This window comes from Microbacterium paraoxydans, assembly GCF_900105335.1.
In the GTDB taxonomy this organism is placed as follows: domain Bacteria; phylum Actinomycetota; class Actinomycetes; order Actinomycetales; family Microbacteriaceae; genus Microbacterium; species Microbacterium paraoxydans.
This window is the reverse complement of the sequence record NZ_LT629770.1, coordinates 511,998-538,806: the sequence shown is the minus strand read 5'-3', so window position 1 is coordinate 538,806 and position 26,809 is coordinate 511,998. Positions and strand designations below refer to the sequence as shown.

Genomic DNA, 26,809 nt, shown 5'->3' with positions numbered 1-26,809 from the left:
GTCTGGGAGAATGGACACGCCATGACTCTCGCCACCGCCCCCGCCCGCCCCCTCCGCATCGGCCCGATCGACCTCGACGTGCCGGTCGTCCTCGCGCCGATGGCCGGGATCACGAACACGGCCTTCCGACGCCTGTGCCGGGAGTACGGGGCCGGCCTCTATGTCAGCGAGATGATCACCTCGCGCGCGCTGGTCGAACGCAACGAGACGACCATGCGACTGATCCGGCACCACGAGTCGGAGACACCGCGGTCCATCCAGCTCTACGGCGTCGATCCGAAGACCATCGCCGAGGCCGTCCGCATCATCGTCGCGGAAGACCACGCCGACCACATCGACCTCAACTTCGGCTGCCCGGTCCCGAAGGTGACGCGCAAGGGCGGCGGAGCGGCGCTGCCGTGGAAGTCGAAGCTCTTCGCCGACATCGTCGATCAGGCCGTGAAGGCCGCCGGCGACATCCCGTTGACGGTGAAGATGCGCAAGGGCATCGACCGCGACCACCTCACGTTCCTCGACGCCGGGCGGGCCGCCGAGGACGCTGGAGCCGCCGCCGTGGCGCTGCACGCCAGGACCGCGAGCGAGTTCTACTCCGGTCACGCCGACTGGAGCGCGATCGGCGAGCTCAAGCAGGCCGTGACCAGCATTCCCGTGCTGGGCAACGGCGACATCTGGTCGGCGGACGACGCCGTGCGCATGATGGCGGAGACCGACTGCGACGGCGTGGTCGTCGGCCGCGGGTGCCTGGGACGGCCGTGGCTGTTCGGGCAGCTCGCCCTCGCGTTCGGGGGAGAAGGCAAGACGGTCGATGCGACGCTCGGCTTCGTCGCCGACGCCTTCCGTCGGCACGCGGAGCTGCTCGTCGAGTTCTTCGAGGACGAGGACCGCGGCTGCCGCGACATCCGCAAGCACGTCTCCTGGTACTTCAAGGGCTACCCGGTGGGCGGAGACATCCGCACGGGCCTCGCCACCGCGTCGAGCCTGCAGGAGATCGACGACCTCCTGGGCCGACTCGACCGTGCGGCTCCGTACCCCGGCGCGGACGCCGAAGGGCAGCGCGGCCGCGCGGGACACCCGAAGAAGACGGCTCTTCCGGAGAAGTGGCTGGAGTCGCGCGAGCTCGCCTCGTCGGCGTCGGAGATGATGCGTGGAGCGGAGATCGAGAACAGTGGCGGATGACCCCCGGGTCGGCGCGCGCGCCGACGGCTATGACCCGCGCGACGCGGAGCGCTTCATCGCGGAGACCCATCGTTCCGAGCGGGACGACTTCGCCCGCGACCGCGCGCGCGTGCTGCACTCGGCGGCTCTGCGGCGGCTCGCCGCGAAGACGCAGGTGCTCAGCCCCGCCAGCACGGCCGACTTCGCCCGCAACCGTCTGACCCACTCGCTCGAGGTCGCGCAGGTCGGCCGGGAGCTCGCCGCGGCGCTCGGGGTCTCCGCGGACGTGGTGGACACCGCGTGCCTGAGCCATGACCTCGGCCACCCGCCGTTCGGCCACAACGGCGAGCGGGCGCTGAACGAGTGGGCGGCGGCCATCGGCGGCTTCGAGGGCAACGCCCAGTCGCTGCGCATCCTCACCCGGCTGGAGGCGAAGGTGCTCGACGCCGACGGCTCCTCCGTCGGCCTGAACCTCACGCGGGCGAGTCTCGACGCGACCTGCAAGTATCCGTGGACCGTCGACAGCCCCGTCCCCGACCCGGGGGGTCGGCTCAAGTTCGGCGTGTACCCGGAGGACGAGGCCGTGTTCCGCTGGATGCGCGACGGAGCACCGGGGCGGCTGCGCTGCATCGAGGCCGAGATCATGGACCTCTCCGACGACATCGCCTACTCGGTGCACGACTTCGAGGACGCGATCGTCAACGGCTACGTCGACGTCGCGCAGCTCGCCGACCCGGCGGCGCACGAGGCCCTGCTCAGCCGGATCCAGCAGTGGGTCGGCTACGACTTCACGCGCGACGAACTCGCCGACGCCCTCTATCGGCTCGCCTCGCAGCCGATGTGGCTGGCGTCCTTCGATCGTTCCCGACAGGATCTCGCCCGGCTCAAGAACCTCACCAGCGACCTCATCGGCCGGTTCGCGCGCGCGGCGGTCGCGGCCACCCGGGAGGCGTTCGGGGGCACGCGCCTGGTCCGCTACAACGCGCACGTGATCGTGCCTCGCGTCGTCGAGGTCGAGATCGCGGTTCTCAAGGGGATCATGGGTCAGGCGATCGTCACGATCGATGCCAGGAAGGGCGTCTACAAGGAGCAGCGCCGAGTGCTGAAGCGCTTGGCCGACGCCCTGTGGTCGACCGACACCCTGTGGTCGGCCGGCGCGGACGTGCTGGAGCCCGCGTTCGCCGCCGACTTCGTCGCCGCCGAGAGCGACGCGGAGCGGGCGCGGGTCGTCGTGGATCAGATCGCGAGCCTGACCGATCAGAGTGCGATCGACTGGCACAACCGCCTGGTCGGGGAGATCGACCCGGCGGAGGTCGGCATCTGGACGCCGCGTCATGCGCGCCCCGGCGCGCGCACGCCTGTCGAGAGGCGGCCCGTCGCAGAAGGCGCCCGCTGATGCCCCGCATCCGGCAGGCCGACGTCGACGAGGTCAAGGCCCGCACCAACATCGCGGACATCGTGGGGGAGCGCGTCGCCCTCAAGTCGGCGGGGGTGGGGTCCCTCAAGGGACTGTGCCCGTTCCACGACGAGAAGAGCCCCAGCTTCCACGTGCGTCAGCAGGTCGGCTACTACCACTGCTTCGGCTGCGGGGAGTCGGGCGACGTGTACTCCTTCCTCCGCGCGATGGACCACGTGAGCTTCACGGAGGCGGTCGAGCGGCTCGCGGGCCGCATCGGCTACACCCTGCATTACGAGGACGGAGGGGCGGCGCCGGAGACCAGTGGCCGCAGCCGGCTGTACGCGGCGAACACGGCCGCGGCGGAGTTCTTCCGGTCCCAGCTGCTGTCGCCGGATGCGGAGGCGGCCCGCCGGTTCCTCGGGGAGCGCGGCTTCGACGCCGGGGCGGCGGCGCACTTCGGCGTCGGCTTCGCCCCTCGGGGATGGGACGGCATGCTCAAGGCGCTGACCGCCCAGGGCTTCACGCGCGAGGAGCTGAGCACCGCAGGACTCGTCTCCACGGGACAGCGCGGTGTGTACGACCGGTTCCGCGGCCGCCTCGTCTGGCCGATCCGGGACGTGTCGGGGCAGACGATCGGCTTCGGCGCCCGCAAGCTGTTCGACGACGACCAGGGCCCCAAGTACCTCAACACCCCCGAGACCCCGATCTACAAGAAGGCCCAGGTGCTCTACGGGCTCGACCTCGCCAAGCGCGACATCGCCCGCGGCGACCCGCGCCGGGTCGTGGTCGTCGAGGGCTACACCGACGTGATGGCCTGCCACCTCGCCGGGCTCACGACCGCGGTCGCGACCTGCGGCACCGCGTTCGGCGCCGAGCACATCAAGGTGCTCCGCCGGGTCATGGGCGACGACAACGCGTCCGGTGAGGTGGTGTTCACCTTCGACGGCGACGAGGCGGGACAGAAGGCCGCGCTGCGGGCGTTCACGGAGGACGACCGGTTCAACGCGCAGACCTTCGTCGCGGTCGCCCCGGACGGCCTCGACCCGTGCGACCTCCGGCTGCAGCGCGGGGACGCGGCGGTGCGCGGCCTCATGGACGCGAAGCAGCCGATGTTCGAGTTCGCCATCGACCGCAAGCTCGCGGGTTTCGACCTCTCCACGGTCGAGGGCCGGGTCGGCGCCCTCCGTGCCGCGGCCCCGATCGTGGCGGAGATCCGCGACCGCCTGCTGCGCCCCGGCTACGAGCGGGTACTCGCACGCCGACTCGGCATGGACCCGACCGAGGTGCATGGGGAGGTCGAGCGCGCCGCGCGCGGTGCGCAGGCGGCCGCTCCTCAGGCCCGTCGGGAGGCCGCGCCGCGGGTCGATCCCGCCACGGGCGGGCCGGTCGTCGCGGCCGTGACGCTCGCCAGCCTGCCCCGTTCGCCCGACGTCGCCGTGGAGCGCGATGCGCTCATGGGAGCCCTGCAGTACGGTCACCAGATCGATGCGGCGCTGCTGACGCGAGCGCTCGCGGAGCCGTTCCGCACGCCCGGCCTCGATGCCGTGCGCGAGGCGGTCGCCGCCGCCCCCGATCGCAGCCGTCCCGGCTGGGTGACGGACGCGGTGAACAGCGTGCGCGAGCCGTACCGCTCGCTCGCGGGCGAGCTGCTGATGACGCCGTTCCCGGCACGAGACGAGGCCGGCGCGGTGGCGTCGGCGACGGATCTCGCCCGACGGCTGGTGGTGCGGCAGCTCGAGCACGAGAAGCAGGAGCTGCTGGGCGCGGTCCAGCGCGTCCCTGCCGACTCCGACGGCGGGCGCGCGCTGCGGGTGCGGCTGCGGGACATCGACGTGGAGCGGCAGCGGTTCTTCGCCGAGTCGTAACCGGAACGCTCCCGGACGAGACGGCAGGATGGACATATGCCCCGCACGCCCGAATCCTCGAACGCGATCGAGTGCTCCGATCTGGTCATCGACCGGATCGGTCACGGCACGCCGAATCGCGCGGTCGACGGCGTGACGTTCTCGCTCGCCCCTGGCGGGCTCATCTGCGTCGCGGGGCCGACCGGCTCGGGGAAGTCGACCCTCGTCGCCGCGCTCGCGGGTTCCACGGATCCCTCGGTGCGTGTCGTCGGCGGCCGGGCGCAGGTCTGCGGCATCGACATCCGTCGTCCGGGTCGCAAGCACCGCATCCTCACCTACCGCACGGGCTTCGTGCCGCAAGGTGCCGGGGCGGATCTGCCGCCGCAGCTGACGGTCAACGAGGTCATCGCCGAGCCGATCCTCATCCGGGAGAAGCGCGTCAACACCCGGGCGCTCTCCATCCGGGTGGCGACGCTTCTGGATGAGCTCCACCTGCCGCTCGGGACCGCCGCGAAGTTCCCCTATGAGCTCAGCGCGGGCATGCGCCAGCGGGTCGCGATCGCCCGTTCCTTCGTGCTGGAGCCGCGGGTGCTCATCGCCGACGAGATCCTCGCGAACCTCGATCTGGAGGTGCGACCGGTCGTCTTCGACGCCATCACCCGGCGCCGCAAGGAGGAGGGGATGGCGGCTCTCCTCGTCACCAACGACGCGGACTTCATCCGGGAGCTGAACGCCGAGACGCTCATGCTGCGCGGGGGCCACGTCGTCGCGCGGGGCGTCGGCAAGGACCTGCTCTGGGTGCCGAATGCGGAGTCGGATTCCCGCCGCTGAGCGCGACACGCCCGAGGGGCGCGGAAGGCGGCCCGGTGTCACGAACAGCGTCTCGAGTTTGCTAAGCTTGACGAGTTGCCCGCACCGCGGCGCACATTCCTCGGTAGCTCAATTGGCAGAGCAGCCGGCTGTTAACCGGCAGGTTCTTGGTTCGAGTCCAAGCCGGGGAGCCAACGAGAGAAGCCCCCTCCACGGAGGGGGCTTCTTCCGTTCCCGGACCGCTCGGCGGCACGCCCGGATACAGGAAGAGCCCCTCCTCGCGGAGGGGCTCTTCCTGTCGAAGAGGACGGTTCAGCCGACGCCCTCCATGGCGCTCGTCTCGGTGTTGCCGATCCGGGCGATGACGTCAGGGCGACGCCGGGCGAGGTAGGCGTACCGGGTGAGCGCGAGGGCGACGGTCACGAGGAACACGTACGGGATCACGTTGTACGGGAAGGCGGGCACGGGCCACACGTTCGCGAAGAAGACGTACGCCATCGTCACGACCGCGACCGTGGCGCACACCTTCACCAGACCGTTCCGCATCTTGGCCCGCTGCGTGTAGACCACGCACGCGATGGCGACGAGGGCGTAGGCGACCATGTAGCCGTAGGTGCCCCAGGTGTTGACCCAGACGAGGATGTCGCCCGTCGCCGCTCCCGCCACCAGTAGCACGATGTCGACCGTGATCGCCGCGGCACCGGCGAGGATGAGCACGCGGTGCGGCGTGAGGTGCTGCTCGTGGGTGCGTCCGAAGCGCTCCGCGACGACGCCTTCCTTGCCCATCACGTAGACGATGCGGCCGATCACGTTGAGCGGGGCGACGACGACCGCGAAGAACGACGCCGAGACGCCGAACGTGAGCACGGCCGCGAACCAGCCCGGCATGCCGATGAGGGCGGACATGCTCTCCAGCGGGCTCGCGGCGGTGGCGAGGTCGTCGCCGAGGACCGCGATCTGCGTGTACGCGGCGAAGACGTAGAGCACGCCGACGCCGAGGGCGCTCCACATGATGGCGCGGGGGATCGCCTTGTACGGCTCCTTGGCCTCGCGGCCGAGGGCGTCCGCAGAGGAGAAGCCGACGAAGCCCAGGATGCCCAGCACCATGCCGGACGCGATGCCCTGGAACGATGAGCCGGTCGCGAGGACCTGCGCGGGGTCCCAGGCGGAGGGACCCGCCCACGCGAGCGCCGCGATGAGGAGCACCAGGATGATGCCGACGGAGAGCAGCTCGAGGACGAGCGAGACCCGGGCGGACAGACGGATGCCGCGGATGGTGAACAGCGTCGCCAGGCCACCGAGCAGGATCGCCAGGCCGATGTCCCAGCCAAGCCCCTGGGCGGGCAGGCCCAGCATGCTCAGGAACTGCCCCATGTAGCTGACCGAGCCGCTGAGGGAGGCCGCCGCGATGCCGAAGCAGCCGATCAGCAGGGTGACCCCGGCGAGGAAGGCGCCGAACGGGCCGAGGCCCTTCGACACGTAGGTGTACAGCGAGCCTGCCGAGGCGTGCTTGCGAGCGAACACCACCACGCAGTATCCGACGCACAGGATCACGATGGTGGCCAGTGCGAAGGCGTAGATGGTGCCGTTCCCGGCGCCGAGGAAGATGGCGGCGGCCGTGAAGGCGATGACGGCGCTGGGGGCGATGTTGGCGATGGCCTGGGCGGCGAGCTCGGGTCCGCTCATGACGCCGGTGCGGAGCCCGGCATCCTGCGGGCCGCCGGGCGGGGCGACGACGGTGTCTGACATGGTTCTCCTGGTTTCGGGTTTCAGGGATGGGCCGCGCGCGGCGGTCAGGGGATGAGGAGGGTACGCAGTGCCGAGCCGCCGTCGAGGTCGTCCAGGGCGGCGGCGGCCTCGGAGAGCGGACGGCGACCGGAGATCAACGGATCGATCTTGAGCTGCCCGTCCATGTAGCGGTCCACGAGCGCGGGGACGTCGATCGACGGCCGCACCGAGCCGTAGTTCGAGCCGAGGATGCGCTGGTCGGCCTCGGCGAGGACGAGCGGCTCGAACGAGGCGCGTGCTCCCGTGGGCGGCAGCCCGACGATGACCGCGGCGCCGCCGAGTCCGAGCATCTGGATGGACTGCTCGGTCGTGGAGGTGCGTCCGATCGCGTCGAAGGCGTAGTCGACGCCGTCCGGGATGAGCTCCCGCAGCTGCGCCACGGCGTCGCCCTGGGAGGCGTCGATGCGGTCCGTGGCCCCGAACTGCAGGGCCATCTGCGTCTTCTCCGGCCGCACGTCGATCGCGACGATGCGCTCGGCACCGGCGAGTCGGGCGCCCTGGACGACGTTGAGGCCCACGCCCCCGCAGCCGATCACGGCGACGGTCGATCCGGGTTCTACGGCGGCGGTGTTCAGGACGGCGCCGACACCGGTCGCGACAGCGCAGCCGACCACGGCGATGACGTCGAGGGGCGCGTCGTCGCGGACCTTCACGGCTCCGGATGCGGGGACGACGACCTCCTCCGCGAAGGACGACACACCCAGGTAGTGGTGCAGCTGCTCGCCGTCGCGGCTCAGCCGCGACGTGCCGTCGAAGAGCACGCCGAGGGGAGCGACCACGGTGGCGACCTTCTGGCAGCGGGCCTCGTGACCGGCGCGGCAGTAGCGGCACTCGCCGCACGGCGGCACCCAGCTCAGCACGACGTGGTCGCCGACAGCGAGCGTGGTGACGCCCTCGCCCAGTTCGGTGACGACGCCGGAGCCCTCGTGGCCCATGACCAGGGGAGCGGCGGCGTCCCACTCGCCGCGCTTGACGTGCAGGTCGGAGTGGCAGACACCGGCGGCGGCGATGCGTACGCGCACCTCACCGGCGCGGGGCGGAGCGAGGTCGACGTCGACGAACTCGATGGGCGACTGGGGGTCGCGGAAGACAACAGCTTTCATGACATCCTTCGGGAAGTGGGGATGCGCACGATGCTAGGAGAGAGCGGAAGCCCTCGGCATCCGACAGAAGCGTGAACAGAGCGGCTGCTCTTCGACAATCTGTATGATCGGAGGGTGGCTCGTGACGTCGCCTCCGTGGCCAGGTATCTCCGGGCGGAACTGCTGCCGGGCGCTGTTCCCGGAGCGCGGCCGGTCAACGCGGTCCTTCCCCTCGACGACTTCGGTCCGCCGGTGGATCCGCTCCACGCGACGCTCGTCGTAGCCGAAGAGGCCGCGCTCCTCGGCGTCGGCGGCGACCGCCGTGCCGCGCTGGGGGAGACCGTGGTGGTCACGAGCGACGACAGCCCCCGTCTTCGCGAAGCCGTGCGGGACGCGGGGTTCACGGCCATCGTCGGGGTCCCCCTGTCACCGCCGCTGGTGGTACCGACGCTGACCTCGCTCCTCGCCGTCGATCAGGCGGCGGAGGCTCGCGCCATCACCTCGGCGATGCGGGTGCTCACGCTGGCGGCGCGGCGCAGCGGCATCACCGGCGTCATCGCGGAGCTGGCGCACCGCATCGACGGGTGGGCGGTGCTCCTGGATCGGCATGGCGAGGTCATCACGACCGCAGGAGCAGGAAGCCTGCACATCGACGATGCGATCGCCGTCGCCGTCGGCCGACCGGTGCGGGTGCGCCATCGCGCCCTGCAGGTGCACCCGGTCGGTCCTGGCCAGGACATCACCGCGCAGCTCGTGACCGCTCCGCGCAACGACAGCTCCGGCCGCGGTCGCGAACTGAGCTCGCAGGCCGCGGCGCTGCTCGATCTCCTGATGCGCACCCGGGACAGCAGCCAGCTGGAGCGCCTCGGCCGCTCGATGATGTTCGAGACCGTCCGCGAGGGAGGGGAGGAGGCCACTCGTCTGCTCCGCCGCTGGGGCGTGCACGAGCGCGTGCTGGTGGGTTTCGCGCTCGCGTCCCGCACCAGCGGTGTCGACGTCGAGCATCTGCTCGGTCTCTGGCTCGACGAGCTCGGCGCCGAGCACGTCTTCACGTCGCAACGGGGAATCGTGCAGGGCGTCGTGCGCGAGGACCATGCCGACCAGATCGCGCATCGCGCCAGGGCGTTCGCCTCGACGCTCTACCTCGGTCTCGGCCGACCGGCGGGTACGGATGCCCTCGCCCGCAGCATCGACGAGGCGCGGCACGCCTGCGAGGCCGCGCGCACCGGCGGCGAACGCGTGGTCCGCTACGAGGCCATTCCGACGGTGTCGTTCGTGCTCGGGGCGCTGGACCCGGATCAGACCACGCGCCTTGCGCGTCTGCTCGACCCGCTGCGCGCAGCCGAGCGGCCGGCCGAGCTCCTCGACACGCTCCGGGTGTTCCTCACGTGCAACGGGGCGTGGAGCGAGAGCGCGGCGCGACTGCGCATCCACCGGCAGACGCTGACGACCCGCGTCCGACGGATCGAGGACCTCACGGGCCTCTCGCTGTCCGATCCGGACGACCGCGTCGCGGCGTGGCTCGCTCTCCGTGCCGCGGACGGCTGAGCCGTGGCACGGACGACGAAGGGCCCCGCCTCGCGGCGGAGCCCTTCGTGAAGGTGCGGTCTGATCAGCGAGCGGCGCCCTTGAGCGATCCCTCGACCTGTCCGGCCGGGTCGATGATGATGCACTGGATCACGCGGTCGTTGGCCTGCTCCCACGAGTCCTTGCTGGGGGTGAGCGTGGTCACGTCCAGGGCGGACTCCTGGTACGAGACGCCGACGAAGGACGTGTACGCGTCGCCGATGCACTCCTCGGACGCGGCGCTGATGGCGTCCTCCGAGTACTCGCCGTCGTCCATCTTGATCTCGTAGAAGACCTCTTCGTCGTGCGGCTCGGAGCACGGCACGACGTTCGCGTCGGTGAGCATCCCGGAGCCGGTCTCGAGCATGCAGTCGCCGAGCTTCACGGAGAACACGTCGATGTTCGCGCTCTCGGTGACCTGACCGGTCTCCTCGTCGCGGTCGGCGTCGGCGCGACCGCCGCCGAGGATGCTGTTGATCGCGCTGCAGCCGGTGAGGGCGAGCGAGACGGCGACAGCCGAACCGGTGAGCACGAGTGCGCGACGGGTGCGCGACTTCATCATGGATTTCCCCTTCAGAGCGTGACGCGGGGCATGCTGAATATCCCCGCCGCGAACACGCTATAGTGCCCGGAGTCTATGACGCAACTTGAAGGATGCTGTGCGTGGGCTGAATGGGATCAGCCCTCGAGGTCATCCACTCCGGGGAGCCAGCTGGCCCCCGGGCGTCCCCAGCCGCGCTTGCGAGCGATCTTCTGCGTCGTCTTCCAGTCGGAGTCCGAGAGGCGGTCGATGTAGAGCACGCCGTCGAGGTGGTCGAACTCGTGCTGCATGATGCGAGCGCGCCAGCCGTCCACCTCCAGCGTGACCGGGCTGCCGTCCAGATCCGTCGCCGTCACCCGCACGCGGTCGGACCGGCGCAGGGGGAACCGCTCGCCCGGGAAGGACAGGCAGCCCTCGGACTCCAGCTCGGGGTCCGGCGCGCCCGGTTCCGTCGGCGTCATCCACAGTTCGGGGTTGATGAGCACACCGCGCCACGGCTGGTCGTCGTCGTCGACGTAGGAGTACGTGTAGATCCGCAGCGGCACCCCCACCTGAGGGGCGGCGAGACCGACGCCGGGCGCGGCGTCCATGGTCTCGAACATGTCGGCGACGAGGGTGCGGATCTCGTCGGTGATCGCCTCGACGGGGGAGGCGGGGGAGTGCAGGACGGGATCGCCCATGATGCGAATCGGAAGGACAGCCACGTCACAACCCTAGTCCGCGGCACTCTCCGGGTAGGGTCGTACTGTGAGCGCAGGGGTGTGGATGGGGACGGTCGAGGACGTCGGCGACCAGCTTGTCGGCGCGTTCCAGAACCCGGACCTGCTCCTCGGGATCCCGCTGGCTCTCGCCGGTGCCGTGTTCATGTCGCTCGGCGCGCAGTACCAGCACCGGGGCGTGGAGAAGGTCGAGCGGCTCAGCGGCTCCGACGGCGCCGCCGGCCTCAGCTTCGATCAGCTCAAGCGCCTGTTCACCCGCCCGTCCTGGGTGATCGGGACGCTCATGCTGGGACTCGCGATCGTCTGCCAGCTCGCGGCGCTCGTGAAAGCACCGCTCATCGTGGTGCAGCCTCTCGGCGCCATCGCGCTGGTCATCACGACGCTGCTCAACGCCCGCATCTCCGGTCACGCCCCCACGCGGCAGTCGCTCACCGCGATCATCGCCTGTGTCGGCGGCATCTTCCTCTTCGTGTTCTTCGCCGCGATCTACGCCACGGAGAAGGAGGTCACGGACCGCGAGCTGTTCGTCATCCTCGCGATCCTGCTCGTCGTGATCATCGTGCTCGGGGCGTGCTGGCTCATCCTCCGGCACCGGATGCGGGCGCTGTTCTACATCATCGGCGCCGGCATCCTCTACGGTTTCGTCGCCACCCTCGCGAAGGTCATCATCAAGCGCATCGAGGCCGGCCAGTTCGAATGGATCACCGCGGTCTGCCTGCTCGCGTTGCTCTCGGCGGGTGCCGTCGGCGCGTACTTCGTGCAGACCGCCTACAGCTCCGGTCCGCCGGACCTCGTCATCGCCGGTCTGACGGTGGTCGACCCCATGGTGGCCGTGCTCATCGGCATGCTCGTACTCGGTGAGGCCGCGGCGGCTCCGTGGTGGGTCTTCATCATCTTCGGCGTCGCCGGCAGCATCGCCGTCTGGGGCGTCGTCGGGCTCGCCCGGTTCCACCCGCAGGTCCTCAGCGAGAGCCAGGAGCTCGGCATCACCCGGGGGAGCGATCCCGCCACCCCGCCGGCTGCTCCCGCATCGGGTGCGCCGGAGCAGCCGGACCCGCGTGAGACACGCGGCCCGGACGCTCAGTAGGCCTGGTCGATGAGGTCGGGGGAGACCTCGGATGCCGCGGCCTCGTCGACGAAGAAGACCGTCCGCTTGCGGCCCTTCGCCCCGGCTGCGGGAACGCTCGTGTAGCTGGCGCCGGCGAGAGCGAGGCCGAGCGCCGATGCCTTGTCGGCACCCGTGAGCACGAGCCAGACGCGCTTGGAGGCGTTCAGGACCGGGCGGGTGAGGGTGACCCGCTCGGCCGGGGGCTTGGGGGAGTCCCGCACGGGCAGCGCCGCGGCATCGGTCACGGTGACCTCTTCCCGGTCCGGGAAGAGCGAAGCGATGTGGCCGTCGGGACCGACGCCGAGGAAGCACACCGCGAACGACGGCCACGGGTGGTCCTCGGTGCCGAAGCGGGCGAGCTCGGCGGCGTACGCTGCGGCGGCCTCATCGAGGTCGAGACCGCTGTCCGAGGCGGCGACCTCGTGCACGTTCTCCGCGGGGACGTCGATGTGGTCGAGCAGCGCCTCCCGCGACTGGAGGGCGTTCCGGTCCGCGTCCTCCTGCGGGACGAAGCGCTCGTCACCCCACCAGAAGTGCACGAGGGACCAGTCGATCTCAGCGGACCGCGGGTTGTCCCGGACAGCGCGCAGGACGGCACCGCCCATCGAGCCGCCCGTCAGGGCGACGTGAGCCAGACGGCCGTTGCGTGTCCGCGCGCGGACACGGGTGAGGAAGCGATCGGCGACCCGGAGGGCGAGGGCGGCGGGGGTGGCCTCGACCACGACCCGCTTCTCTGCGGACGATCCCGGCATCGAGGTCACTCTCCTGTCTCGGGCGGACCGAGCTTCTCCCAGCCCTCCGTGATCACTCGACCGTACAGGACGTCGGGGTCGAGCCTGCGCAGCTCCTCCGCGAGGCACTCGCGCAGCGTCCGCCGCGGCAGGTGGAGATCGTGGTCGGGCTGGTTCGGCTGGGTGAGGACGGCGACGCCGGGCGACGGGCGCTCGAGGAGGATGTCGCCGGACTCCCGGGTGAGGCGCACCGACTTGATGCCCTCCTGCCAGTGCTCCGGGTCCTCGTACGACCACCGCACCGGCACGTCCAGTGCCATCTGCAGCCACGCGGCGAGCAGTGCCGTGGAGGGCGAGGCGCTCCCACCCCGGACCTCGACGGCGGTGATGGTCTCGTACGGCGGCTGGTCCAGCACCGCGGCGAGCTGCTCGCGCCAGTGCGTGAGGCGCGTCCAGGCGAGGTCGGTGTCGCCGGGAGCGTGCGTGCGCCCGAGGAGGGCGAGGCGGTCGCGCACATCTGGGGACGTGGCGGCGTCGGTGATCCGGCGCTGGGCGATGCGGCCGAGCGGCGACGTCGCTGGAGAGGTGGGGGCCTCGTCCGGCCACCACGCCACCACCGGGGCGTCCGGCAGGAGCAGTCCGGTGAGCAGGCTCTCCTCGTTGCTCGCGGCGGCGCCGTGCGCGTGCAGCACGACGACCTCGCTGGCCCCGGCGTCTCCGCCCACGCGGATCTGCGCGTCGAGGCGGGACTCGCCGTCGCCGGTGGTCAGCACGATCACACGCATCGGGTGCTCGCGCGACGCATCGTTCGCCGCGTCGATCGCGGCCTCCGCGACGCCCTTGCGGGCCGCGATGACCAGGGTGAGGACGCGGCCGAGGGCGACGGCGCCACCCTCCTCGCGCACCTTGACGAGCTGCTTGGCGACCTGGCTGACGGTCGTGTCGGGAAGGTCGATGATCACGGGCGTCTCCAGACTCGTCCGTCGCGGGCCAGCAGGTCGTCGGCCGAGGCCGGTCCCCACGAGCCGGGCGCGTACTGCTCCACCGGACCGCCCTGGGCGGCCCAGTACTTCTCCACCGGGTCGAGGATCTTCCAGGAGAGCTCGACCTCCTCATGCCGCGGGAACAGCGGAGGGTCGCCCAGGAGGACGTCGAGGATCAGACGCTCGTACGCCTCCGGGCTCGCCTCCGTGAACGCGTGGCCGTAGCCGAAGTCCATCGTCACGTCGCGGACGTTCGTGCCGTTGCCCGGCACCTTCGAGCCGAAGCGGATCGTCACGCCCTCGTCGGGCTGGACGCGGATCACGAGGGCGTTCTGCCCGAGCTCCGAGGCGTTGCCGCGGCCGAACAGGTGCTGCGGCGCACGGTTGAACACCACGGCGATCTCCGTCACGCGACGGCCGAGGCGCTTGCCCGTCCGCAGGTAGAACGGCACGCCGGCCCAGCGTCGGGTGTCGATCTCCAGCTTGATGGCCGCGTAGGTCTCCGTCGTCGACTCGGGGTTCATCCCCTCCTCGTCGAGGAAGCCGGTGACCTTCTCACCGCCCTGCCAGCCGCCGGCGTACTGTCCGCGCGCCGTGGCGAGGGAGAGATCCTCCGGCACGTGCACCGCGGCGAGGACCTTCTCCTTCTCGGCCCGCAGATGCTCCGCGGAGAGGCTGATGGGCTCCTCCATCGCCGTGAGCGCGAGGAGCTGGAGCAGGTGGTTCTGGATGACGTCGCGGGCGGCGCCGATCCCGTCGTAGTACCCGGCACGACCGCCGACGCCGATGTCCTCGGCCATCGTGATCTGCACGTGGTCGACGTAGTTGCGGTTCCAGATCGGCTCGTACAGCTCGTTCGCGAAGCGCAGCGCGAGGATGTTCTGCACCGTCTCCTTGCCGAGGTAGTGGTCGATGCGGAAGATCGAGTCGGCGGGGAACGCCACCTCGAGGGCTGCGTTGAGAGCGCGCGCCGACTCGAGGTCGTGCCCGAACGGCTTCTCGATGACGACGCGCCGCCAGCGCTCGTCGTCGTCCGCGTCCTCGCCCACGAGCCCCGAGTCCTTGAGCTGCTTCGCGACGAGCGGGAAGTCCTTCGGCGGGATCGAGAGATAGTAGGCGTGGTTGCCCATGGTCCCGCGTTCCACGTCGAGCTTCTCGACGGTCTCCCGCAGCTTGCGGAAGGAGTCGGGGTTGTCGAACTCGCCGGAGACGAACCGGATGCCCTGGAGCAGCTGCGTCCAGGTCTCCTCGCGGAACGGCGTGCGGGCATGCTGCTTCACCGCGTCGTAGACAACCTGGGCGAAGTCCTGGTCCTCCCAGTCGCGGCGGGCGAAGCCCACGAGCGCGAAGCCCGGGGGCAGGAGCCCCCGGTTCGCGAGATCGTAGACCGCCGGCATGAGCTTCTTGCGGGACAGATCACCCGTCACGCCGAAGATCACGAGGGCGCTGGGCCCCGCGATCCTGTTGAGACGACGATCGTCGGGGTCGCGCAGCGGGTTGTGCCCGCGCGAGATGGGTACAGACATCGGTGGGGGCTCTCCTGCGGTTACTTCTGTGCGGCTTCGAAGAGGGCGAGCACGTCGTCCGAGGACTCGGTGATCGTCAGGGAGACGACGGGCCGTCCGTGCTCCGCGAGCACACCCGCGTCACCGGCCGCCTGCGCCTGGATGAGCTGCCCGAACGTGAACGGCCGGTCGGGGATCTCGAGATCCACGTCCGTGCGCTCCAGGATCTGCAGGAACACGCCCTGGGCGGGGCCGCCCTTGTGGTACTGGCCCGTGGAGTGCAAGAAGCGCGGTCCCCAGCCGAACGTGGTCGGGCGCCCGGAGTCGGCGGCGACGAGCTCGCGCAGGCCCTGGAGCTGCGGTACCTCGAGGCGGTTGACGTAGGCCTGGATGGACACGTAGCCGTCGGCGGGGAGCTGAGCCCAGAGAGCGTCCAGTACGCCTTCGACGGTTCCCGACACGGCGAGTGCGGGATCGGAGACTCGCACCTCGACGCCGTTCTCGACGAACGCGGGCGCCGTGGGCTCCGGGCGTGCGTCGAGCAGGCCCCGGGCGGCGACCTTGGCCGACTCCACGTCGGGCTGGTCGAACGGGTTGATGCCGAGGAGGTGCCCGGCGATGGCCGTCGCGTACTCCCAGACGATGAACTGCGCGCCGAGCGTGCCGCTGACGAGGATCTCGCCCTCGTGCCGCTCGTGCAGGTGGAACTCGTTGGCGTCATCGACGAGACGCACGATCTGGAGATCGGCGGGGACCGGGTCGAGCTCCGGCGAGACCGGGAGCAGGACGACCGGGAGGATGCCCGTGCCCTCCTTGCCCGTGGACTCCGCGATCAGCTGCTCGATCCAGTCCGGCAGCCCCTTGATGTGCGTGCCGTCGGTGATCAGGCCCAGCTTGTCGCGGCGGGGGTTGGTGGCGGCGATCGCCGCCCCGAGACGGAGGGCGGGGTTGTCGGCGGAGTCCACGGCCACCTCGAGCAGCGAGGCCTCGGCCTCGTCCAACAGCTCGTCGATGTCGACGCCGGCGAGTCCAGACGGGACGAGGCCGAAGGCGGTCAGCGCCGAGTAGCGGCCGCCCACGTTCGGGTCGGCGTTGAAGACCCGGTAGCCGGCCTCGCGCGCCGAGGCGTCGAGCGGGGAGCCGGGGTCGGTGACCACGACGATCCGCTCGGTGGGATCGATGCCGAGGTCGCGGAAGGCGGCCTCGAAGGTCCGGCGCTGCGAGTCGGTCTCGACCGTGGAGCCCGACTTCGACGACACGACGAGGACCGTCTCGGCGAGCCCCTCGTCGAGCGCGGCGAGCACCTGCCCCGGGGCGGTGGAGTCGAGGATCGTGAGCGGGACGCCGGACGTCTGCGCGATGACCTCGGGAGCGAGCGACGAGCCGCCCATTCCGGCCAGCACCACGCGGGTGACGCCCTTCGCCGCGAGTTCCTCGCGCAGCGCGACGATCTCCGCGACCAGCGGGCGGGAGACCGAGACGGCCTCGACCCAGCCGAGGCGGACCGAAGCCTCGGCCTCGGCGGCCGGACCCCAGAGCGTGGCGTCGCCACCGGTGATGCGGGAGGCGACGAGGTCGTGGACCAGGGCGGGCACGGTCTCCTCGATCGCGACGCGCGCCGCGCCCGATGCGTGGATGGCGAAGGTCATCGCTGCGCCTCCAGAGCCTCGGTGACCTGCGCGAGCAGATCGTGCCAGGAGTCGATGAACTTCGCGACCCCCTCCTCCTCGAGCACCTCGGTGACGGCGTCGAAGTCGACCCCCACCTCGGCGAGCCCGGCGAAGACCTCGCGGGCCTCCTCGTAGCCGCCGGTGATGGTGTCTCCCGTGACGACGGCGTGGTCGAACGTCGCCTCGAGGGTCTTCTCCGGCATCGTGTTCACGACGCCGTCCGCGACGAGCTCCGTGACGTAGAGGGTGTCCGGCAGCGCCGGGTCCTTCACGCCAGTGGACGCCCACAGCGGGCGCTGGACGTTGGCGCCGGCGGCGAGGAGATCCTGCGCGCCCTTCTCAGCGAACGTCTTCTCGAAGAGCTCGTAGGCGAGTCGGGCGTTCGCGAGTCCCGCCTTGCTCTTCAGCGCGGCGGCGGTGTCCGTGCCGATCGCGGTCAGGCGCTTGTCCGTCTCCGTGTCCACCCGGGAGACGAAGAACGAGGCCACCGAGTGGATGGTCGACAGATCGATGCCCGCCTCCTTGGCACGCTCGAGGCCGGTGAGGTACGCCTCGATGACCTCGGCGTAGCGCTCCAGGCTGAAGATGAGGGTCACGTTGACGCTGATGCCGTTCGCGATCGCCTCGGTGATGGCCGGGAGGCCGGCCTTGGTCGCCGGGATCTTCACGAGGAGGTTGGGCCGGTCGATCCGGTCCCACAGCTCCTTGGCCTGCGCCACGGTGCCGTCGGTGTCGTGGGCGAGGTCGGGGGAGACCTCGATCGAGACGCGACCGTCGACGTGGCCGGACTCCTCCCACACCGGGCGGAAGACGTCGAGCGCGGCACGGACGTCCTGGGTCGTCGCGGCGAACACGGCGTCCTCGGCGGAGGCTCCGGACGCGGCGAGCTCGGTGACCTGCGCGTCGTAGGACGTGTCGTTCTTGTCCGTGATCGCGTTCGCGAAGATGGTCGGGTTCGTGGTGACGCCCACGACGTTGCGCGACGCTATCAGCTCGGCGAGGTTGCCGGAGGAGATGCGGGTGCGCGAGAGGTCGTCGAGCCAGATGCTGACGCCGGCGGCGGCGAGCTGGGCGGTGGGGGTGCTCATGCGTTCTCCTTGATGGTCTCGCGGGCGGCCGCGACGACGGCCTCGGTGGTGATGCCGAACTTCTCGAAGAGGGTCTTGTAGTCGGCGGAGGCGCCGAAGTGGTCGATGCCGACGGACCGGCCGCGGTCGCCGACGATGCCGCGCCACGTGAGCACGGAACCGGCCTCGACCGAGACGCGGGCGGTGACGGACGACGGCAGCACGCTCTCGCGGTAGGCCTCGTCCTGCTCTGCGAACCACTCCAGCGAGGGGGCGGAGACGACGCGGACGTTCACGCCCTCGCCGGCGAGCACCTCGCGGGCGTTCACCGCGAGCTGCACCTCGGAGCCGGTGGCCACGATGATGACGTCCGGCGTGCCGTTCGGCGCTTCGGCCAGGACGTAGGCGCCCTTGGCAGCCTGGGCGGCCGAGGCGAAGGTATCGCCCGAAGCCTCGCCCTCGCCGCGCGGGAACACCGGGATGTTCTGGCGGGTCAGCGCGATGCCGGCCGGGCCCTCGTGGCGCCGGAGGATCTCGAGCCACACGGCGGCCGTCTCGTTGGCGTCCGCCGGACGGACGACGGCCAGGTTCGGGATCGCGCGCAGCGTCGCGAGCTGCTCGATCGGCTGGTGCGTCGGGCCGTCCTCGCCGAGGGCGACCGAGTCGTGCGTCCAGACGAAGACGCTCGGCACGTTCATCAGCGCGGCAAGGCGCACGGCCGGACGCATGTAGTCGCTGAAGATGAGGAACGTGCCCCCGAAGGCGCGCGTGGGCCCGTGCAGCACGATGCCGTTGACGATCGCACCCATGGCGTGCTCGCGGATGCCGAAGTGGAGCACCCGGCCGTACGGAGTGCCCGACCACTCGTGCGTCGACCACTCGGCGGGGATGAACGACGGTGCGTCCTTGATCGTCGTGAGGTTCGACTCGGCGAGGTCGGCGGAGCCGCCCCAGAGCTCGGGGAGCTGCGCCGCCAGCGCGTTGATGACCTGGCCGGACGCGGCGCGGGTGGAGACGTCCTTGCCGGCTTCGAACACCGGGAGCGCGTCCGCAATGTCGGTGGGAAGCTCGTGCGCCTCGACGCGGTCGAGCAGGGCCTTGCGCTCGGGGTTGGCGGCCGCCCAGGCGTCGAACGACTCCTGCCAGGCGGCGCGGGCCTCGGCGGCGCGCTCCGCGAGGCCGCGGGTGCGCTCCAGCACGTCATCGGCGACGACGAAGGTCTGCTCCGGGTCGAACCCGAGGACCTTCTTGGTGGCGGCGAGCTCGTCGGCTCCGAGTGCTGATCCGTGGATCTTCCCGGTGTTCTGCTTACCGGGGGCCGGCCAGCCGATGATGGTCTTGAGGATGATGAGCGACGGCTTGTCGGTCTCGCCCTTGGCCGCCTCGATCGCGGCGTGGAGCTCGGCGACGTCCTCCACGTACTCGCCGGTCCTCTTCCAGTCCACGGTCTGCACGTGCCAGCCGTAGGCCTCGTAGCGAGCGGCGACGTCCTCGGTGAAGGCGACGTTCGTGTCGTCCTCGATGGAGATCTGGTTGGAGTCGTAGATCGCGATGAGGTTGCCGAGCTGCTGGTGGCCGGCGAGCGAGGAGGCCTCGCTGGTGACGCCCTCCTGCAGGTCGCCGTCGCCCGCGATCACGTAGACGAAGTGGTCGAACGGGCTCGTGCCCGCTGCGGCCTCGGGGTCGAAGAGGCCGCGCTCGTAGCGGGCGGCGTACGCGAAGCCGACTGCCGAGGCGAGGCCCTGGCCCAGCGGGCCCGTCGTGATCTCGACGCCCTTGGTGTGGCCGTACTCGGGGTGTCCGGGGGTCTTCGAGCCCCAGGTGCGGAGCGCCTTGAGGTCGTCGAGCTCGAGCCCGAACCCGCCGAGGTAGAGCTGCACGTACTGCGTCAGCGACGAGTGGCCGACCGACAGGATGAAGCGGTCACGGCCGAGCCAGTCGGTGTCGGTCGGGTCATGCCGCAGCACCCGCTGGTAGAGCAGATAGGCGGCGGGAGCCAGACTCATCGCCGTGCCGGGATGACCGTTGCCGACCTTCTCGACCGCATCGGCCGCCAGGATCCGGGCGGTGTCCACCGCGCGTCGATCGATCTCGTCCCACTGCAATTCCGACACGTTCATGCCCTTTCCGACAGTTTCGAGGGCGCCGGTATTCCCTGGCGCATCCGCAACTTCCCTGGCGCATCCCGCATCGTCCAGGAGACGGGCGGGGTTGTGCGCAGCACCGGGCGCGCGAGTGCTCTCAGCATAGCGGGGACGGTCGCGGCGGCTGAGGGGTAGAAGGCGCGGAACGCGTCACGGCGTGTCATACACTGGAGAGGTTGTCCGGTAACGCGCGCGGAGGAGGCGATCGAGATCTCGACGATGTCTGATCAGACCGTACGGAAGTCGTCCATCGGTCGCACGGTGAGCGCCTACGTCACTCTGACGAAGCCCCGGGTCCTCGAACTCCTCCTCGTCTCGACCGTTCCGGTCATGTTCCTCGCGCAGGGCGGACTGCCCGATCTCTGGCTGGTCCTCGCGACGGTCATCGGCGGATCGATGAGCGCCGGTTCGGCCGGCGCGTTCAACATGTACCTCGACCGCGACATCGACGCGCACATGCACCGCACGGAGAACCGGCCGCTCGTGACCGGCGAGGTCAGTCCGCGCGGCGCCCTGATCTTCTCGTGGACGCTCGCGATCGTGTCGACCGTGTGGCTCTGGTTCACCACGAACCCGCTCACGGCGATCCTGTCGGCCTCCGCGATCTTCTTCTACGTCGTGATCTACACGATGATCCTCAAGCGCCGCACCGAGCAGAACATCATCTGGGGCGGCATCGCGGGGTGCTTCCCGGTCCTCATCGGCTGGTCTGCCGTCACCGGGTCGCTCGACTGGCCCGCCTTCATCCTCTTCCTGCTCGTCTTCCTCTGGACGCCGCCGCACTACTGGCCGCTGTCCATGAAGTACAAGGACGACTACGACGATGTCGACGTGCCCATGCTCGGCGTCACCCGCAACGCGTCGCAGGTCGGCCTGCAGGTCATCCTGTACGCGTGGGCCACGGTCGCCTGCTCGCTGCTGCTCGTGCCGATCGCCGGCATGGGCCTCGTCTACACCGTCTCCGCCCTGGTGTTCGGCGGCTGGTTCATCTATGAGTCGCACCGCCTGTACAACCAGGCGGTCCGGGGGACCGAGGCGCGGCCGATGCGAGTCTTCCACGCCTCGATCACTTACCTGACGCTGCTGTTCGTCGCCGTGGCGATCGACCCGCTGCTGCCCTTCTGATCCTCGTCGGCCTGGGGCTCGTCGGCCTGAGGCTCCGCATCGACCTGCGCCTCTGCATCGGCGGTCCGGAGAGCGGGTTCGTCGCGCGGGACTGAGACCGTCTCGACCGCCTCGTCCTGGATGATCGGCTCCTCGCGCTCGACGATCGGCGCGGGGGCGATCGGGGAGGCGACCAGCGTGCGCGCGGCGACGAGGCCGAGCGACAGGAGCAGGCCCACAAGGCCCGCACCGAGGACGACCGCGCCGACGACGACGAGCGACTGACCGACGTACACCTCGACACCGGTGGCGGTGCCGTCCATCAGGGTGGTCGTCATCGTGCCGATCTGTCCGGCGATCATCCAGCCGCCGACCCCGACCGCGGCGAGGGAGACGACGATGAGGAGCCAGAACCCGGCGCTGCGGGTGAGTGTCTTGTTCATGTCGACCACGATGGTCGATGCGGTGATGAGCGCCCGGTGCGCGCGCTATGGATCGTCTGTGCGGCAGGTCAGTCGACGGGGGCGGGTGCGACGGACGCGGTGCGCTTGAGGTGCAGCACGACGACCGTGTAGGTCGCGGCCGACAGCGATGCCAGGACCATGTGGATGCCCACGAGCACGGGCGGCAGCCCCTCCCGCGCCTGCCAGACGCCGACGGCCACCTGCACGAGGATCGCGATGACGAGGACGAGCAGCCACCGGCGGGGCTCGAGGCGCAGGACCCAGGCGGACACCGTCAGGAAGAGCACGAGCGCGGCGAGGATGTAGCCCGGCCAGGAGTGGACGTGGGCGAGGACCGTGGCGTCGAAGCCGCGGCGCAGCACGTCGGCGTCGCCCGAGTGCGGGCCCGATCCGGTCGTCAGCACGCCGAACAGGATGGTCACGGCGAGGGCGAGGCCGGTGACGTGCGTCACAATCGCGAACCAGGTGGGGACGGCCCGCTCGCGCGGTCCTTCCGGAGTCGCCAGCCGCACGAGGAACGCGGCGGTGATGCAGACGAGCAGGAGCGACGACGTGTAGTGGAACCCGACGATGAAGGGGTTCAGGCCCGTGAGCACGGTGATGCCGCCGACCAGGGCCTGCGCGACGACGCCGATCAGCACGAGCCAGGCGAGGAGGACGAGATCCCGTCGGGCGGGCGTCGTGCGCACCGAGTGGACCGCCGCCGCGATCACCGCGATCAGGAGCACGGCGGAGGCGACGGGGAACGCCGGGAAGTCGGTGAGCGAGACCAGGACGAAGGCGACGGCCGCGCCGGCGAGACCGCCGACGGCGAACCACAGGGCGTCGATGAGCGCCCGGCGGCCGCTGATGGTGTGCAGGACGAGCAGGACGACGGCGATCGCGATGATCCCGACGACGCCGGTCATCAGCCGGTTGCCGAACTCGATCATCCCGTGGATGCCCTGCACCTCGACGATCGGGACGAGCGACTCGGGCGTGCACAGCGGCCACTCGGTGCAGCCGAGGCCGGATCCGGTCAGCCGCACGGCGCCGCCGGTGCCGATGATGATCGTCTCGCTGAGGAACGACAGCCACGCGAAGACGGTGAGCGCGCGACCCCACACCGCGGAGCGGGGGGAGGCGGTCGCCCTGGTCGTCGAGGGGGCGGGGATGGTCGTCTCGGGCATAAGTCCTCCGGCCCGTCGAAGACGTGGCGCACGGCCCGTCCGTCAGGCGGAACCTGTAGAATCGGATTGTTGCGATGAGCGCTGACAGCGCTGAAGCATCGTCAACAGTTTAGGCGCGATGGAAGCGCCCGTGATGAGGGCCCCACCAACGGCACCCGCTCCCGCAGACTCGACGGGGATCAGGTGTGTCGGGGCGGATGACACCGTTTGGGACCTGTGAGGAGAGTGTTGCATGTCGGATGTGCTGATCGACCGCCCGGAGCTCGATGGTCTGGGGGTGTACGAATTCGGCTGGCACGATGAGGATGCCGCGGGTGCCGTCGCGAAACGCGGGATCTCGGAAGAGGTCGTCCGCGGGATCTCGGCCCTCAAGAACGAGCCGGAATGGATGCTGAAGACCCGTCTCAAGGGCTATCAGCTCTTCGGCCGCAAGCCGATGCCGACCTGGGGCGCCGACCTCAGCGACATCGACTTCGACAACATCAAGTACTTCGTCCGCTCCACCGAGAAGCAGGCGCAGAGCTGGGAAGACCTCCCCGAGGAGATCCGCGAGACGTACGAGCGCCTGGGCATCCCCGAGGCCGAGCGTCAGCGTCTCGTCGCCGGCGTCGCCGCGCAGTACGAGTCCGAGGTCGTGTACCACCAGATCCGCGAGGACCTGGAGGCCCAGGGCGTCATCTTCATGGACACCGACACCGCCCTGCGCGAGCACCCCGAGTTCTTCGAGGAGTACTTCGGCACCGTCATCCCCGCGGGCGACAACAAGTTCGCCGCGCTGAACACCGCCGTCTGGTCGGGCGGCTCGTTCGTCTACGTCCCCAAGGGCGTGCACGTCGAGATCCCGCTGCAGGCCTACTTCCGGATCAACACCGAGAACATGGGCCAGTTCGAGCGGACCCTGATCATCGCCGACGAGGACAGCTACGTCCACTACATCGAGGGCTGCACCGCCCCGATCTACAAGTCGGACTCCCTGCACTCGGCCGTCGTCGAGATCATCGTGAAGAAGAACGCCCGCGTGCGCTACACGACGATCCAGAACTGGTCGAACAACGTCTACAACCTGGTCACCAAGCGCGCCGTGGCACACGAGGGCGCGACCATGGAGTGGGTCGACGGCAACATCGGCTCCAAGGTGACGATGAAGTACCCGTCGATCTACCTGATGGGTGAGCACGCCAAGGGCGAGACCCTCTCCGTCGCGTTCGCCGGCCCCGGTCAGCACCAGGACGCCGGCGCGAAGATGATCCACATGGCGCCGTACACGCAGTCGTCGATCGTCTCGAAGTCGATCGCCCGCGGCGGTGGCCGTGCCGGCTACCGCGGCGAGGTGCGTGTCGACGCCGCCGCCCATCACTCGGCGAACACCGTCCGCTGCGACGCCCTCCTCGTCGACACGAAGTCCCGTTCCGACACCTACCCGGCGATCGACATCCGTGTCGACGACGTGCAGCTCGGCCACGAGGCCACGGTCTCCAAGGTCAGCGAGGAGCAGCTCTTCTACCTGCAGTCCCGTGGCATGCCCGAGGACGAGGCGATGGCGATGATCGTGCGCGGCTTCATCGAGCCGATCGCGCGCGAGCTGCCGATGGAGTACGCGATGGAACTGAACAAGCTCATCGAGATGGGCATGGAAGGATCGGTCGGCTAAATGGCGGCCTCGACGACAGCGCCCAGCGAGGCGCAGCACACGAACGCGCACATCGACCCGGCCGCCCAGGTGGCGGACGCCGGATTCGTCCCAGTGCAGACCCGCTCCGAGCGTCCGCACTCGTTCGACCCGGACGACTTCGGCACGCCGACCGGTCGCGAGGTGAACTGGAAGCACACGCCGGTGGCCGCGCTCGCGCCGCTGTTCCGCCCGGCCGAGGGCGACGAGGGCGTGCAGTACTCCTTCACGTCCGGCGAGCAGTACGTCGCCGCGCCGCTCCCGGCGGGAACCGCTCCGCGCGGCGAGGTCTTCCTCGCCGAGGACATCACCGCGGCCGTCGCGTGGCAGGGCGCCTCCGAGGCCCTGCACATCCGCATCCCGCGCGAGGAGGAGGTCGCATCGCCGATCTTCCTGTCGCTCACGGGCACCGGAGCCGACCGCCGGGCGGACGCCCACATCGTGATCGAGGCCCTCGAGCACAGCGCCGCCACGGTGGTGCTGCAGCACAAGGGCTCGGCGCAGTACGCCCAGAACGTCGAGATCATCGTCCGCGATGGAGCGAAGCTCACCGTCGTCTCCGTGCAGCAGTGGGACGACGACGCCGTGCACGCGGCCGCCCACCAGGTGCGGGTCGCGGCCGATGCCACCCTCAAGCACTTCGTCGTGAGCTTCGGCGGCGGCGTGGTGCGCGTGAACCCGAGCGTCGAGCTCGCCGGTGCCGGCTCCGAGGGCTACCTCTACGGGCTGTCCTACGCCGACTCCGGTCAGCACCTGGAGAGCCAGGTGTACCTGCACCACAAGGGCCCGCACACGACCGGCGACGTGCTCTACAAGGGCGCGCTGCAGGGCGAGAGCGCCCACAGCGTGTGGATCGGCGACGTGCTGATCGGGGTGGAGGCCACCGGCACCGACTCCTACGAGGCCAACCGCAACCTGGTGCTCACGGAGGGCGCACGCGCGGATTCCATCCCGAACCTCGAGATCGAGACGGGCGACATCGTCGGCGCCGGGCACGCGAGTGCCACCGGCCGCTTCGACGACGAGCAGCTCTTCTATCTCCAGGCCCGCGGCATCCCGGAGGACGAGGCCCGCCGACTGGTGGTGCTCGGCTTCCTCACCGACATCGTGCTGCGCCTCGACATCCCCGACCTGGAGTCGGAGCTGCTGGCCGCCATCGAGGCCGAGCTCGCCGAGGTGGACGCGTGACCGCGCAGCGCGTCTGCGGCGTCTCCGAGCTGGAGCAGGACATGCCGCTGCGCGTCGAGCCGGACGGTGTGCCGATCACGGTCATCAAGGACGGCGAGGGCGTCATCCACGCCATCGGCGACACCTGCACCCACGGCGACATCTCGCTGTCCGAGGGCTTCGTGGAAGGTGACACGGTGGAGTGCTGGGCCCATGGCTCGGCGTTCTCCCTGATCACCGGCAAGCCCCAGAATCTCCCCGCATATGAGCCCGTCCCGGTCTACGTCGTCGAGATCGACGGCGACGACGTGCTCATCGATCCCGCTGTGACGAAGGAAGTCTGAAGAATGTCTGTTCTCGAGATCCGCGACCTGCATGTGACGGTCGAGACCGAGGCGGGGACCACCCCGATCCTCAACGGAATCACCCTCACCATGAACACCGGTGAGACCCACGCCATCATGGGCCCCAACGGCTCCGGCAAGTCCACCCTGGCCTACACGATCGCCGGCCACCCGAAGTACACGGTCACCTCCGGCTCCATCACCTTCGACGGTGAGGACGTCCTGGCGATGAGCGTCGACGAGCGTGCCCGCGCCGGTCTGTTCCTCGCCATGCAGTACCCGGTCGAGATCCCCGGCGTGACCGTGACGAACTTCCTGCGCACCGCGAAGACCGCGCTCGACGGCGAGGCGCCCTCGATCCGGCAGTGGACCAAGGACGTCAAGGAGTCCATGGCCAACCTCCGCATGGACCCCAAGTTCGCGCAGCGCAACGTCAACGAGGGCTTCTCGGGCGGCGAGAAGAAGCGCCACGAGATCCTCCAGCTCGAGGTGCTCAAGCCGAAGTTCGCCGTGCTCGACGAGACCGACTCCGGCCTCGACGTGGACGCGCTGAAGATCGTCTCCGAGGGTGTCAACCGCGCGAAGGAGTCCACCGGCCTCGGTGTGCTGCTCATCACGCACTACACCCGGATCCTCCGCTACATCCGCCCCGACTACGTGCACGTGGTCGTCGCGGGCAAGATCGTCGAGGAGGGCGGCCCCGAGCTCGCCGACCGCCTGGAGAACGAGGGCTACGACCGGTTCCTCGACCCCTCCGCTCCCATCGAGGCGTAGGCTGAT

23 protein-coding genes and 1 tRNA gene are annotated in these 26,809 nt (G+C 70.1%); 12 read left to right on the top strand and 12 right to left on the bottom strand.

The window, feature by feature from the left end; all coding sequences use genetic code 11:
- Nucleotides 1-21 precede the first annotated feature (21 nt).
- The 5 genes from dusB (at nucleotide 22) to BLU02_RS02825 (ending at nucleotide 5,402) form a co-directional block, all read left to right on the top strand.
- On the top strand, nucleotides 22-1,176 hold the full coding sequence (gene dusB, locus BLU02_RS02845; protein ID WP_025103670.1) for a tRNA dihydrouridine synthase DusB: 1,155 nt from the start codon (nucleotides 22-24) through the stop codon (nucleotides 1,174-1,176).
- A complete protein-coding gene (locus tag BLU02_RS02840) occupies nucleotides 1,166-2,551 on the top strand; it encodes a deoxyguanosinetriphosphate triphosphohydrolase (protein WP_060922172.1) in 1,386 nt (461 codons plus the stop codon). The genes dusB and BLU02_RS02840 overlap by 11 nt, the downstream gene beginning before the upstream one ends.
- Complete coding sequence (dnaG, locus tag BLU02_RS02835; protein ID WP_025103668.1) at nucleotides 2,551-4,419, top strand: DNA primase; 1,869 nt, start codon at nucleotides 2,551-2,553, stop codon at nucleotides 4,417-4,419. The genes BLU02_RS02840 and dnaG overlap by 1 nt, the downstream gene beginning before the upstream one ends.
- Nucleotides 4,420-4,455: 36 nt before the next feature.
- On the top strand, nucleotides 4,456-5,229 hold the full coding sequence (locus tag BLU02_RS02830) for an ATP-binding cassette domain-containing protein (protein WP_025103667.1): 774 nt from the start codon (nucleotides 4,456-4,458) through the stop codon (nucleotides 5,227-5,229).
- A 97-nt stretch (nucleotides 5,230-5,326) separates the two neighbouring features.
- Nucleotides 5,327-5,402: transfer RNA gene (locus BLU02_RS02825), tRNA-Asn, on the top strand.
- A gap of 118 nt (nucleotides 5,403-5,520) precedes the next feature.
- Here BLU02_RS02825 and BLU02_RS02820 read toward each other — a convergent pair.
- Both BLU02_RS02820 and BLU02_RS02815 read right to left on the bottom strand, forming a co-directional pair.
- Nucleotides 5,521-6,957, bottom strand: a complete 1,437-nt coding sequence (locus BLU02_RS02820; protein WP_060921907.1) for an APC family permease — start codon at nucleotides 6,955-6,957, stop codon at nucleotides 5,521-5,523.
- 44 nt (nucleotides 6,958-7,001) lie between these two features.
- The gene (locus tag BLU02_RS02815; protein ID WP_025103665.1) at nucleotides 7,002-8,099 is read right to left on the bottom strand and encodes an alcohol dehydrogenase catalytic domain-containing protein; all 1,098 of its coding nucleotides are present in this window, start codon (nucleotides 8,097-8,099) and stop codon (nucleotides 7,002-7,004) included.
- A gap of 114 nt (nucleotides 8,100-8,213) precedes the next feature.
- On the opposite strand from BLU02_RS02815, the gene BLU02_RS02810 reads away from it, so the two are divergent.
- Nucleotides 8,214-9,626, top strand: coding sequence for a PucR family transcriptional regulator (locus BLU02_RS02810; protein ID WP_060921906.1), 1,413 nt, complete (start codon nucleotides 8,214-8,216; stop codon nucleotides 9,624-9,626).
- Between the two features lie 64 nt (nucleotides 9,627-9,690).
- On the opposite strand, the gene BLU02_RS02805 is transcribed toward BLU02_RS02810, so the two are convergent.
- Both BLU02_RS02805 and def read right to left on the bottom strand, forming a co-directional pair.
- Nucleotides 9,691-10,206 carry a septum formation family protein gene (locus tag BLU02_RS02805; RefSeq protein WP_060921905.1) on the bottom strand — a complete coding sequence of 172 codons (516 nt, stop codon included), beginning with the start codon at nucleotides 10,204-10,206 and terminating at the stop codon, nucleotides 9,691-9,693.
- A gap of 116 nt (nucleotides 10,207-10,322) precedes the next feature.
- Nucleotides 10,323-10,889 carry a peptide deformylase gene (gene def / locus BLU02_RS02800; protein WP_082750022.1) on the bottom strand — a complete coding sequence of 189 codons (567 nt, stop codon included), beginning with the start codon at nucleotides 10,887-10,889 and terminating at the stop codon, nucleotides 10,323-10,325.
- A 61-nt stretch (nucleotides 10,890-10,950) separates the two neighbouring features.
- Between def and BLU02_RS02795 the strand changes: the two genes are divergently transcribed.
- Complete coding sequence (locus BLU02_RS02795) at nucleotides 10,951-11,991, top strand: DMT family transporter (RefSeq protein ID WP_060921904.1); 1,041 nt, start codon at nucleotides 10,951-10,953, stop codon at nucleotides 11,989-11,991.
- Here BLU02_RS02795 and pgl read toward each other — a convergent pair.
- From pgl to tkt, 6 genes are read right to left on the bottom strand one after another with little or no spacing between them, the layout of a single operon-like run.
- Entirely contained in the window at nucleotides 11,985-12,764 is a 780-nt protein-coding gene (gene pgl, locus BLU02_RS02790) for a 6-phosphogluconolactonase (RefSeq protein WP_060921911.1), read from the bottom strand. The genes BLU02_RS02795 and pgl overlap by 7 nt on opposite strands.
- A 5-nt stretch (nucleotides 12,765-12,769) precedes the next feature.
- Nucleotides 12,770-13,705: a glucose-6-phosphate dehydrogenase assembly protein OpcA gene (locus BLU02_RS02785; RefSeq protein WP_060921903.1), complete on the bottom strand. Its 936-nt coding sequence runs from the start codon at nucleotides 13,703-13,705 to the stop codon at nucleotides 12,770-12,772.
- A complete protein-coding gene (zwf, locus tag BLU02_RS02780) occupies nucleotides 13,702-15,252 on the bottom strand; it encodes a glucose-6-phosphate dehydrogenase (RefSeq protein WP_025103658.1) in 1,551 nt (516 codons plus the stop codon). Before zwf ends, BLU02_RS02785 begins: the two co-directional genes overlap by 4 nt.
- A gap of 20 nt (nucleotides 15,253-15,272) precedes the next feature.
- A complete protein-coding gene (locus BLU02_RS02775) occupies nucleotides 15,273-16,880 on the bottom strand; it encodes a glucose-6-phosphate isomerase (RefSeq protein ID WP_060921902.1) in 1,608 nt (535 codons plus the stop codon).
- Nucleotides 16,877-17,989: a transaldolase gene (gene tal / locus BLU02_RS02770; protein ID WP_060921901.1), complete on the bottom strand. Its 1,113-nt coding sequence runs from the start codon at nucleotides 17,987-17,989 to the stop codon at nucleotides 16,877-16,879. Before tal ends, BLU02_RS02775 begins: the two co-directional genes overlap by 4 nt.
- Entirely contained in the window at nucleotides 17,986-20,082 is a 2,097-nt protein-coding gene (gene tkt / locus BLU02_RS02765; protein WP_060921910.1) for a transketolase, read from the bottom strand. The genes tal and tkt overlap by 4 nt, the downstream gene beginning before the upstream one ends.
- A gap of 249 nt (nucleotides 20,083-20,331) precedes the next feature.
- On the opposite strand from tkt, the gene BLU02_RS02760 reads away from it, so the two are divergent.
- Nucleotides 20,332-21,237 (top strand): heme o synthase, encoded by a 906-nt coding sequence (locus BLU02_RS02760; RefSeq protein ID WP_029989291.1) that lies wholly within the window; start codon nucleotides 20,332-20,334, stop codon nucleotides 21,235-21,237.
- Here BLU02_RS02760 and BLU02_RS17715 read toward each other — a convergent pair.
- Together BLU02_RS17715 and BLU02_RS02750 are read right to left on the bottom strand one after the other, a co-directional pair.
- Entirely contained in the window at nucleotides 21,183-21,659 is a 477-nt protein-coding gene (locus BLU02_RS17715; RefSeq protein WP_060921909.1) for a hypothetical protein, read from the bottom strand. The genes BLU02_RS02760 and BLU02_RS17715 overlap by 55 nt on opposite strands.
- Nucleotides 21,660-21,727: 68 nt before the next feature.
- Nucleotides 21,728-22,849, bottom strand: a complete 1,122-nt coding sequence (locus BLU02_RS02750) for a COX15/CtaA family protein (RefSeq protein ID WP_060921900.1) — start codon at nucleotides 22,847-22,849, stop codon at nucleotides 21,728-21,730.
- Nucleotides 22,850-23,081: 232 nt separating this feature from the next.
- On the opposite strand from BLU02_RS02750, the gene sufB reads away from it, so the two are divergent.
- Genes sufB through sufC form a run of 4 tightly spaced genes read left to right on the top strand, consistent with a single transcriptional unit; the run spans nucleotide 23,082 to nucleotide 26,803 of the window.
- The gene (gene sufB, locus BLU02_RS02745) at nucleotides 23,082-24,500 is read left to right on the top strand and encodes a Fe-S cluster assembly protein SufB (RefSeq protein ID WP_025103651.1); all 1,419 of its coding nucleotides are present in this window, start codon (nucleotides 23,082-23,084) and stop codon (nucleotides 24,498-24,500) included.
- On the top strand, nucleotides 24,501-25,706 hold the full coding sequence (gene sufD / locus BLU02_RS02740; protein WP_060921899.1) for a Fe-S cluster assembly protein SufD: 1,206 nt from the start codon (nucleotides 24,501-24,503) through the stop codon (nucleotides 25,704-25,706).
- Nucleotides 25,703-26,029: a non-heme iron oxygenase ferredoxin subunit gene (locus BLU02_RS02735; protein ID WP_060921898.1), complete on the top strand. Its 327-nt coding sequence runs from the start codon at nucleotides 25,703-25,705 to the stop codon at nucleotides 26,027-26,029. The genes sufD and BLU02_RS02735 overlap by 4 nt, the downstream gene beginning before the upstream one ends.
- 3 nt (nucleotides 26,030-26,032) lie before the next feature.
- Complete coding sequence (sufC, locus tag BLU02_RS02730) at nucleotides 26,033-26,803, top strand: Fe-S cluster assembly ATPase SufC (protein WP_025103648.1); 771 nt, start codon at nucleotides 26,033-26,035, stop codon at nucleotides 26,801-26,803.
- Nucleotides 26,804-26,809 lie beyond the last annotated feature (6 nt).